Source organism: Nocardia farcinica, from assembly GCF_029867845.1.
GTDB classification, from domain to species: Bacteria; Actinomycetota; Actinomycetes; order Mycobacteriales; family Mycobacteriaceae; genus Nocardia; species Nocardia farcinica_A.
Genome location: NZ_JARWRU010000875.1, coordinates 1 through 9,626 on the forward strand (window position 1 = coordinate 1; position 9,626 = coordinate 9,626).

Annotated in this window: 11 protein-coding genes and 1 pseudogene; 11 read left to right on the forward strand and 1 reads right to left on the reverse strand. The window is 72.6% G+C overall.

What is annotated here, in order from left to right; genetic code table 11:
- Window positions 1-344, forward strand: a pseudogene (locus QH283_RS19100) (hypothetical protein); the annotation flags it as partial.
- Between the two features lie 70 nt (window positions 345-414).
- Here the strand turns inward: QH283_RS19100 and QH283_RS19105 are convergent.
- Window positions 415-738: a hypothetical protein gene (locus tag QH283_RS19105; protein WP_280504353.1), complete on the reverse strand. Its 324-nt coding sequence runs from the start codon at window positions 736-738 to the stop codon at window positions 415-417.
- 218 nt (window positions 739-956) lie between these two features.
- Here QH283_RS19105 and QH283_RS19110 point away from each other — a divergent pair, with 218 nt between their 5' ends.
- From QH283_RS19110 to QH283_RS19155, 10 genes are all read left to right on the forward strand, one after another.
- A complete protein-coding gene (locus tag QH283_RS19110; protein WP_280504354.1) occupies window positions 957-1,949 on the forward strand; it encodes a hypothetical protein in 993 nt (330 codons plus the stop codon).
- Window positions 1,934-2,779 (forward strand): hypothetical protein, encoded by an 846-nt coding sequence (locus QH283_RS19115; protein ID WP_280504355.1) that lies wholly within the window; start codon window positions 1,934-1,936, stop codon window positions 2,777-2,779. Before QH283_RS19110 ends, QH283_RS19115 begins: the two co-directional genes overlap by 16 nt.
- Window positions 2,780-2,818: 39 nt before the next feature.
- Window positions 2,819-3,331 carry a hypothetical protein gene (locus QH283_RS19120; RefSeq protein ID WP_280504356.1) on the forward strand — a complete coding sequence of 171 codons (513 nt, stop codon included), beginning with the start codon at window positions 2,819-2,821 and terminating at the stop codon, window positions 3,329-3,331.
- A 6-nt stretch (window positions 3,332-3,337) separates the two neighbouring features.
- Window positions 3,338-5,059 (forward strand): asparagine synthetase B family protein, encoded by a 1,722-nt coding sequence (locus QH283_RS19125; RefSeq protein WP_280504357.1) that lies wholly within the window; start codon window positions 3,338-3,340, stop codon window positions 5,057-5,059.
- A 76-nt stretch (window positions 5,060-5,135) separates the two neighbouring features.
- Complete coding sequence (locus tag QH283_RS19130; protein WP_280504358.1) at window positions 5,136-5,966, forward strand: aldo/keto reductase; 831 nt, start codon at window positions 5,136-5,138, stop codon at window positions 5,964-5,966.
- Between the two features lie 102 nt (window positions 5,967-6,068).
- Entirely contained in the window at window positions 6,069-6,806 is a 738-nt protein-coding gene (locus QH283_RS19135) for a hypothetical protein (protein WP_280504359.1), read from the forward strand.
- The gene (locus QH283_RS19140) at window positions 6,803-7,600 is read left to right on the forward strand and encodes a CPBP family intramembrane metalloprotease (RefSeq protein ID WP_280504360.1); all 798 of its coding nucleotides are present in this window, start codon (window positions 6,803-6,805) and stop codon (window positions 7,598-7,600) included. The genes QH283_RS19135 and QH283_RS19140 overlap by 4 nt, the downstream gene beginning before the upstream one ends.
- 5 nt (window positions 7,601-7,605) lie before the next feature.
- Complete coding sequence (locus QH283_RS19145) at window positions 7,606-8,034, forward strand: nitroreductase/quinone reductase family protein (RefSeq protein ID WP_280504361.1); 429 nt, start codon at window positions 7,606-7,608, stop codon at window positions 8,032-8,034.
- Window positions 8,035-8,143: 109 nt separating this feature from the next.
- Window positions 8,144-9,124 carry a universal stress protein gene (locus QH283_RS19150; protein ID WP_348538291.1) on the forward strand — a complete coding sequence of 327 codons (981 nt, stop codon included), beginning with the start codon at window positions 8,144-8,146 and terminating at the stop codon, window positions 9,122-9,124.
- A gap of 5 nt (window positions 9,125-9,129) precedes the next feature.
- Window positions 9,130-9,626: hypothetical protein (locus tag QH283_RS19155; protein WP_280504362.1), on the forward strand; the 497-nt coding region annotated here is incomplete at its 3' end.

Consider the following 9,626-nt stretch of genomic DNA (forward strand, 5'->3'; position numbering starts at 1 on the left):
TTAACCCCCGCCCCCCCCCGGCCGCCGCGCCGCCACTCCCCGCCCCCCCCCCCCGCGGGGGGCGCCGCGCCCGCCGCGCCGCCGCCCCCCCCCCCCACCTCCCGCTGCGCGACGGGCGGATATACCAGCACCTGCGCACCGCCCGTGGGCTGCTGCTCGACAGCACCGGCAAGTGCGCGATCGACGGCTGGGCCGATCGCGTGGACCACCTCGTCGACCTCGACGCCGAGTTGCCCGCCCCCGCGCTGCTGCTGCGCCCCGACGGCCACATCGCGTGGGCCGGCGAGCCCGGCGACGAACTGTCCGGCCCGCTCACCCGCTGGTTCGGCGCCCCGGCACGCTGACCGATTGCGCTCAGCGCAAAGTATCGCGGGCAGATTTTCGATCTTGATAATCCGGCGTGCTCATCAGAGTTCACCGCGCCTCGGGCAACCGCACCGCATCCCACGGCACCCAGTGCCGCAGCGTCGTCTCGGCGAGCTTGTTGCGGGTGCGGTAGTCCACCGCCACCTCCGCGTACCAGGCGACGTAGTGCCCGAGGTGCAGTCGCACCCACCCGTACTGCGTCGCGGGCACCCACGGCTCCTGGAAGCGTGGATCCAGGCTGTTGGACGCCACCCCCAGGCTCGGCCGCCCCGGTCCCGGCCGGGCGGGCAGCAACCACACCCGCTTCGGATCGATCAGCACCGGTCGCGGCCGATCCAGGCGCCGAACAGCGGAGACATCGCCCTCACTCATCGTCGATCACCCGGTCCCGCCCCGCGATCCCAGCCGGGCCCCGCGTCCCGCAACACCACCGCAATCGAACACATGTTCCCATCATGGCATGCCGTCCGTCGCGAAGCGGTGTGCAGGGTTCGTTTCGATACTCGTGTGGCGAAAGATACGAAAGGAAATCCTCGCGCGGGTCCGGCGCGAGTCCGGCGCGAACGCCGCCGCTGGGCGACCATGAACAGGTGATCTGCCCGAACTGCCAGACGAACCTGCGTCACACCGAGCGCACCGACCGGCGTTGTTCGCGCTGCCACAAGCCCTTCGCGCTGGAACCGAAGGAAGATCCCTTCGGCATGCACGACGAACGCATGCGCAGACTGGTCGAGAAACTGCGCGCCGAGCAGGGCCTGTCCTACACCGGGCAGCAGCTGTACTACGCGGCCGGGCGCAGATACCTGCCGTCGGTGTCGCAGACCTGGGGCACCCTCTTCGGCGTGCTCGGCGTCTTCTTCGTCATGGTCGGCCTCGGCGGCACGGTCGCCGGAGTGATCCCGGTGGCGGCGGGCGTGCCGGGAACCGTCCTCGCGATGCTCGCGCTCACCGGGCTGATGTTCCTGGCCCGCCCGTGGTTCCTGCGACGGGCCACCGTGCGGATGACCCACACATACGACACGTTCCGCACCGACGTGCTCGAGGTCTGGCAACGCCGCTACGGCGCCCGCCCACCCGGCCTGATCCCCGACGACCGGCCCCTGCCCACCGTGCCGGACCCGCGGCTGGCCCTGCTGTGCCCGGACCGCCCCACCCTCGCCTGCCTGGCCGCCAACGACGCCGCCAACGCCTGGTCGATGGCGCTGTGCGAACGCATCGACGACCTGCCGCCGGACGTGCCGGTGCTGATCCTGCACGACGCCGCGGTCCCGGGCTTCGACTACGCCGCCCGGGTCCGCGCCGCGCTCGGCCCACGCGCCGTGGCCATCGGCCTCACCCCCGCCATGGTCCGCACCGCCGTCGCGCTGCGCGAACCCCTCGACCCGGCCACCGAGGCGCCCCCGTCGCTGCCCGAGCAGGACCGGCGGTGGCTGCTCGACGGCTGGTGGACACCGCTGTCGGCGCTGCCGCCCGCCCGCGTGCTCACCGTCGTGCGACGCGGCGTCGAGCGTGTCGAGGCCGCCGCCGACCCCGACCGTCGCGCCGCCCGGCAGGTAGGTTTCCTGACGTGGCCGTCCAGTTGACCCAGCGGATGCTCGACCGAGCGCTCGACCGCGCCGTGGCCGCCGCCACCGCCCCCGGCGGCCTGCGCGTCACCGAAGGCCAGCTCTACTACGAACTGTGCCGCGTGCTCGTTCCCGCCCACCGACTGCCCCGCCGCCTGCCCGGCACCCCGCCACCCCCGCTGTCCTACCGTGCCTTCCACGCCGCCCTCGACCGCCACGACCCGATCCCCGCACTGCTGCCGCCCCTCCCGCCGCGGCGAGCCGAGATCGGCCGCCACACCGTCGAACCCGACCTCTTCGACTACGGCCTGCCCCGCCTGCTGATCTGCGCCTCCCCCGCCGTCACCCACATGCTGCGCGCCAACGGCCTGCCCATGGAGTCGGCCTGCCCTGTCCTCGGTCCCGCCGACCTGCCGCTGCACCCCGATGTGACCGCCATGCTCGAGCGGGTCGACGGCACCGTCCACCTCCTGCACGAGGCGAGCGCCGAGGGCATGCGCCTGCCCGCCCGCATCCGCGAACTCGCCGGCCTGCCCGAGACCGTGCGGGTCGTGCCGATCGGCCTGCGTCCACGTCAAGCGCGCGCACTGCACCTGTTCCGCGCACCCGCCGCCGCGGGCGCGGCTGCCGAACCGGTGTCGTCGGCCGAGTGCGCCGGGCCCGCGCTCGACCCCGCCGAACGCCGCTGGCTCGACCACGGCCACACCGTCGAACTCGAAGCCGTCCGCCCGGCAGCTCTGCTGCGCACCGTGCACCGCCTCGTGCGCGGTGTCCGCACCACCCACGAGCCCCTGCTCGACCTGCGCCGCGCCCGCACCGCGGGCTTCCTCACCTGGCCCGCCGCATGAGCCGCGCGCCCCGCGGCCCGCGCACGAAAGGAGCCCGCCGTGCCGAAGTACCGGCAGCTCGACTACGTCGATGAACTGCTCGCCGACGGCACCGTCCACCGCCGCTACGGCGACGGCCGGGAGGAATGGCGCACCCGGGGGCCGGGGAACCTGGTGACCTGGCGCGACAGCGACGGCCGGGCGGGCACCGACGAACCCCTCGGTCCGCGCCTGGTCAAACGCACCGACCAGCACGGCGTGCGCTACGGCCGTGAATGCGGCTACGGCCGGACCCTGTGGGGCGACGGCGTCCTCACCGTCAACCGCTCCTCCTTCGGCGGCAGGCTCGGCGCCGTCCTGGCGGGTATGGCGGGCGGCGCGCTGCTCGGCGCGCTGGTCATGCCCCCGGCGCACCTGAGCCGGGAAGAAGAGGAAGAACTCCGCGGGCAGACCGACGATGAGACGAGCTATGCCGGTCTCGGCGCCGTCGGCGCGGTCGGGCTGCTCGGCGTGACCGGTGGCTACGACGACTGGGGCGACGGATACGGTGCAGGCGACGACGATTTCGGGTGAGTGCGGATGTCTCGATGGTGTGCCTTCCCGGCCGGTGACCCGGCCGACCCCGTGCGCGCGACCGGCGGCGAACCCGTCGCCACGCGTCGCCGCTACACGCTCGGGCTGCTCGACGGCCCCGGCGTCGCCACCGGCCCCTACACCGCGGGCGAGCTGACCGCCGTCGGCGAGGTCACCCTCTTCGACGCCCACCGGCTGCGCGCCCGCCTCGGCCCCGACGCCCCGCCACCCACCGCACCCGACGGCGAACTGCTGCTGCGGCTCTACGCCCGCTTCGGCCTCGACGGCATCGCCGCCGCCGAGGGCATGTTCGCCCTGGCCGTCGTCGACGGCGACGATCTGGTGCTCATCCGCGACCACGTCGGCTCCCGCACCCTCTTCCACGCGAGATCCCCCGAAGGCTGGGCCGCCTCCACCTCCCTGCGCGCCCTGCGCCGCTGGCCTGCCCTGCGCACCGGGCCGAACCTGCCCGCCGTCCGCTCCTTCCTCACCTTCGCCTACCTGCCCGGCCGCGAAACCCTGCTGCGCGAGGTACACGAGGTGCTGCCCGGCCGCTGCGTGCGCCTGCACCCCGACGGTACCCACACCGAGCACACCTACTGGGAACCGCGCGAGGACATCGCCGAGGGCGCTCCCGCCGAACACGCCCTGCGCCTGCGCGAACTGCTCGAACAGGCCGTCACCCGCCGCCTGCCCGCCGGACAGGCCGTCGGCGTGCTGCTCTCCGGCGGCATCGACAGCAGCCTGGTCACCGCCCTGGCCGCGAAACTGCACGACCACCCCGTGCACACCTACTCGATCAGCTTCGGCGCCGACGCCCCCGACGAACTCGGCTACTCCGGCCTGGTCGCCACCCACTGCGCCACCCGCCACCGCGTGCTCACCGTTCCGGCCGACACCGTCGCCGCCCGCCTGGCCGACACCGTCGGCCTGCTCGACAGCCCCGTCGGCGACCCGCTGACCGTGCCCAACCTCATGCTCGCCGAAGCCGTCGCCGCCGACGGACTCACCGTGGCCCTCAACGGCGAAGGCGGCGATCCCGTCTTCGGCGGCCCCAAGAACCTGCCCATGCTCATCTCCGAGCTGTTCCGCGAGGACCCCGCCCCGGACGCGCGGGCCCGCGCCTACCTCGACAGCTACCGCAAATGCCACGCCGATCTGCCTGCCCTGCTCACCCCCGACGCCCTGCGCGCCCTCGCCGACGCGCCGTCGCCGGCCGAGCACGTCGCCCCCTACCTGCGCCGCGGCCGGATGAACAGCCTGCTCAACCAGCTGCTGCACACCAACCTGCGCACCAAGGGCGCCCACCACATCCTCACCAAGGTCGAACGCCTCACCGCCGCCAGCGGGATCGAAGGCCGCGCACCACTGTTCGACCGCGCCGTCGTCGACCACGCCTTCACCGTCCCGCCCACCCTGAAACTGGCGGGCGACGTCGAGAAGTGGATCCTCAAGCAAGCCGTGCGCGATCTGCTGCCCGCCACCATCGTCGACCGCCCCAAGAGCGGCATGCGCGTGCCGGTGCAACAGTGGCTCGACGGCCCGCTGCGCGCACTCACCCACGAGCTGCTGCTCGCCCGAGGCGCCCGCGGCAGCGGCCTGTTCCGCCGCGACACGGTGCGCGCCTGGGCCAGAGGCGAGGGCGCCCTGCTGCCCCGGCAGGGCGGCAAACTCTGGCTGGTGCTGTCGCTCGAACTGTGGCTGCGCTCCTACGGCCTGACCGCATGACCTCTGCGGTGGCGGAATATCTCGACCCGTCCCACGACTTGAACGTGAACATCCCCGACGAAAGGACCTATCGCCCGTGGCAGTCCCGGACATCACGTTGAACAATGGAGTGTCGATCCCGCAGTTGGGGTTCGGTGTGTGGCAGATCCCGCCGGACGAGACCCGGGCCGCGGTGGCGACGGCGCTCGAGGTCGGGTACCGGCACATCGACACCGCCGAGATGTACGGCAACGAGAAGGGCGTCGGTGCGGCGATCCGCGAATCGGGGTTGCGCCGGGACGAGGTGTTCGTCACCAGCAAGCTGAACAACGGTTTCCACGCCTACGACGACGTGTTGAGGGCAGTCGAGCAGACCAACGCCGATCTCGGGGTGGAGCAGGTCGACCTGTTCCTGATCCACTGGCCGTTGCCGGGGGTGGGCGATTTCGTGCAGACCTGGAAGGCCATGGAGAAGGCCTACGCGGACGGCCGGGCGCGGGCGATCGGTGTGTCGAACTTCCAGCAGGCGCATCTGGAGCGGTTGCTGAACGAGACGGAGATCGTGCCCGCGGTCAACCAGATCGAGGTGCATCCGTTCTTCTCGCAGAACCCGTTGCGGGCGTTCAACTCCCGGCACGGGATCGTGACCGAGGCGTGGTCGCCGCTGGCGCAGGGCAGGATCGTCGACGACGCGACGATCGTGGAGATCGCCGAGACGAAGGGACGCACACCGGCGCAGGTGACCTTGCGATGGCACCTGCAGCGTGGCGACATCGTGTTCCCGAAGTCGGTGACACGGTCGCGGGTGGAGGAGAACTTCGCGGTGTTCGATTTCGAGCTGTCCGACGACGAGGTAGCCGCGATCGAGGCGGTGAACCGGGACGAGCGCATCGGTCCCGACCCGGACACCTTCGACTACATCCCCTGATCACGATGACGACCGGGCGGGCCACGCGGTGGCCCGCCCGGTCGCCGCCACGCCCCACGGCAGCGACGCCCGCACCCGGGCCGCCCGGAAAGCACCGACACCGTGACAGCCCGTCTGAAGAACCACGCCGACGACGAGAACGAGATCCACGACCTGGCCACCTTCGAGGACGCGGGCCGCAACGCGGTGACCCCCGTCGCCCGCTTCGCCCCCGACGTCGCCGCCGCCGTCGTCGACGCCTTCGCCCGGATCGTGCGCGCCGCCAAGACCAGCACCGCCGCCACCACCCCCGACGCCGACGGTGTGGTCCGCTCCCAGGTCTTCGAGGAGGGCGACGTCTACATGGTCGAGAAACCCTTCGACGGCTTCTTCGCCGACCGCTACCTCATGGACTTCTACGACGCCACCGAGCGCGGCATCTGCTCACGCATGCACCTGCACACCGGTCTGCGCTTCGTCCGCATGATGACCGGGCCCGACACCCGCATCCGGGTCGGCAGCCTCTCCCCGTTCGTGGTCACCGACATCCCCGGCGTCACCCCCTTCCGGCCCGAACAGTTCACCGACGAGCTGCCCGACACCCCACCCGGCGTGCACCGCACCCGCTACAACCTGCTCGTCCCGCCCTGCTCGTTCGTCGACATGCAGATCCCGCGCGGTGTCAGCCACCAGTTCAACGCCATCGGCCCGCACGCCGTCATCGACTCCGTCCACCCCGAGGAATCCATCGAGGTCTTCCGCGAACAGATGTCCGGCTACCGCATGATGGCCCAGACCGTGTTCCTCGCGCCCGAACTCCCCGCCGCCGAAACCTGCACCGACCTCGGCCCCCGCGCATGACCGGCACCGTTGCCCGCCCCCGCCTGTGGCCGGCCATCACCGTGTGGGTCCTCGTCTGGGCGATCTGCGGGCTACTGGCCCCCGTCGTCCAGGACGCCATCGGCCTGTCTGCCGACGTCCTCGCGCTGGTCATGCTCGCCCCCGCGGTCGCCGCCGTGGCCGTGCGGATCACCGTGCGCCACCGCGCCACCGGCCTCTGGCCCGCCGCGCCCGCTCCCGCCGTCCTGCTGTCCACCGCTTGTGCGCTCCTCTGGGTCGCGGTCTTCACCGCCTGCTACGCCGGCACCGGCGCCGACCTCGACCCGAGTGCCGTCGCCGTGGCGGGCACGCCGCTGCCGCTGCTGCTGCTGGCCCAGGCCGTCGGCGCCCTCGGCGAGGAGATCGGCTGGCGCGGCACCCTGCAACGCCTCGGCGAGGCCATCGCCCCGCGCTGGGTGAGCGCGGTCGTCCTCGGCGCGCTCTTCGGCGCCACCCACCTCGGCTACTGGGCCGACGGCGCGGGCTTCCTCACCGGCTTTACCCTCGCGGTCACCGCCATGTCCGTCGCCGCGGTGCTGCTCGCCCGCGGCGGCTTCGCCCAGCGCATGATTCCCGCCACCGTGATCCACCTCGGCGCCAACCTCGTCATCGCCGCCGGTGGCGAGCTCACCGACGCCTGGCGGCTGGTCGCCCCGATGCTCGCCGCCACCTGCGTGGCCCTGCTCGTGGACCGGTTCGGCGCACGCCTGTTCGCTGTCGGCGTCGCCGACACGCCCGCGGTGCCTGGCCTCGCCCGCCCCACCCGGGAAGGATGAGTGTCATGACAGATGCCAAGGACTGGAATGCCGCGATCATCGAGGAATTCCGCGCCAACGGGGGGAAGGTCGGCGGGCCGTTCGAGGGCGCGCCCATGGTGCTGCTGCACCACCGCGGCCGCAAGACCGGACGCGAACTGGTCACCCCGCTGGTGTACCTGCCCGACGAGCACGACCCCGACCTGATCTACATCTTCGCCAGCAAGGCGGGCGCGCCCACCCACCCCGACTGGTACCACAACCTGATGGCCGCCGGTGCGGCCGAGATCGAACGCGGCACCGAGCGCCACCCGGTCACCGTCACCGAGATCGAGGGCAGCGCCCGCGACCAGCTCTACGCCGAACAGTCGAGGCGCATGCCGGGGTTCGCCGACTACGCCACCAAGACCGAGGGCATCCGCACCATCCCGGTCGTCGCACTGCGCCGAGCCTGACAACGGTGGCCTTTCGGCCCAGCACCCGGGGACCTCCGGCAGCCGTGCAGCGATACCTCCGGTTCCTAGCCTGAGAGCACCACCACAGCCGTCGGTTAGGAAGCGCCCCATGGTCGGACAGCACAGCCCCATGGTCGAACGCCCCATGGTCGAACGCTTTACGGTCGACCAACGCAGCGGGGAGCAGGACCGGCACACCGCGCCCGTCGTCGTCGGCATCGACGACTCGGCGGCCAGCGATCTGGCGGTGCGCTGGGCCGCCGACCTGGCCAGGATGCGCGGCAGGCGCCTGCACCTGGTGCACGCGCTCGACCTGGCCGCCACCCGCGCCGCCTTCACCCCGCACGTGCGGCTCATGCCCACCGTGGTCACCGAACTCTACGAACAGGGCGTCGAATACCTCGCCGCCGCCGAACAGCTCGCCCACGAGACGGCCCCCGACCTAGACATCGACACCGAGATCGTCGAAGGCTCCCCCGCCGAAGTGCTCACCGAACGCTCGGCGGGCGCCCTGTGCACCGTCCTTGGCACCGGCAAGGCGGGCCTGCTCGGCTACCTCGGCTCCACCGTCTCCGCGGTGGGCGCGCAGGGGCACGGCGCGGGCGGCGTGGTGCGCGCCTGCGGCGGCGAACTCCAGATCCGCCGCACCGGACCGGTCGTCGTCGGCATCGACGGCAGCGGAGCCCACAACCAGGCCACCATCGGTGCGGCGTTCGCCGAGGCCGCCGAACGTCGCACCGGCCTGGTCGCCGTGCACTGCTGGAGCGACCTGCGCTTCGAACAGCTCACCGGCCTGCCCGACACCATCGACGACACCGAGATCGAAACCGCCGCCCGCGAACTTCTCGCCGCCCAGCTCGCCGGCTGGGACGAGAAGTATCCGCAGGTGGAGCTCACCCGCAAGACCTACCTCTCCGGCCCGCGCCACCACCTGCTGGAATGGTCGAAACCCGCGCAACTGGTGGTCGTCGGCAGCCGCGGCCGCGGTGGATTCCGGCGTCTGCTGCTCGGCTCGACCAGCAACGCGCTCGTGCAGCAGGCGCACTGCCCGGTCATGGTCGTCCATCCCGACAGCGACCCGTCGCGGTGAACCCGGTGCGCGCCCGGCTCGTCTACGAATCCGACCTCGGCAAGGCCCTCGCCTACGCCATCGCCGAAGGGCTCGGCCCGCGCGCCACCGTGCGCGTCGTCTCCGCCGCCGACGCCGCGCGACTGCCCGAACCCGCCGTCGACCTGCTCGTCGTCGGCGGCCCCACGCACGCCTTCGGCGCCGCGCACACCTACGGGCTCGCCCGCGCCGCCCTCGGCGCCCGCCCCGTCCCCGCCGCCGAGGGCGAGGAGACCGCCGGCGTCCGGGACTGGCTCGCCCAGGCCGCCCCCGCGCCCCAGGCCGCCCGCGCCGCCGCCTTCGGCACCAAACTCGCCACCACCTCCCGCCTGCCCGGCTCCACCGCCCACACCATCGGCAGACGCCTGCGCACCCTCGGCTACGAACTCGCCACCACCCCCGCCGACTTCCTGGTCACCTGCACACCGCCCACGCTGCTCAGCGGCGAGCTGCGCCGCGCCTGGCACTGGGGCGCCCACCTGGC

Coding starts and splice junctions, on each gene's coding strand:
- QH283_RS19105 (WP_280504353.1), bottom strand. CDS start 738: ATGAGTGAGGGCGATGTCTCCGCTGTTCGGCGCCTGGATCGGCCGCGA.
- QH283_RS19125 (WP_280504357.1), top strand. CDS start 3,338: ATGTCTCGATGGTGTGCCTTCCCGGCCGGTGACCCGGCCGACCCCGTG.
- QH283_RS19140 (WP_280504360.1), top strand. CDS start 6,803: ATGACCGGCACCGTTGCCCGCCCCCGCCTGTGGCCGGCCATCACCGTG.
- QH283_RS19145 (WP_280504361.1), top strand. CDS start 7,606: ATGACAGATGCCAAGGACTGGAATGCCGCGATCATCGAGGAATTCCGC.
- QH283_RS19150 (WP_348538291.1), top strand. CDS start 8,144: ATGGTCGGACAGCACAGCCCCATGGTCGAACGCCCCATGGTCGAACGC.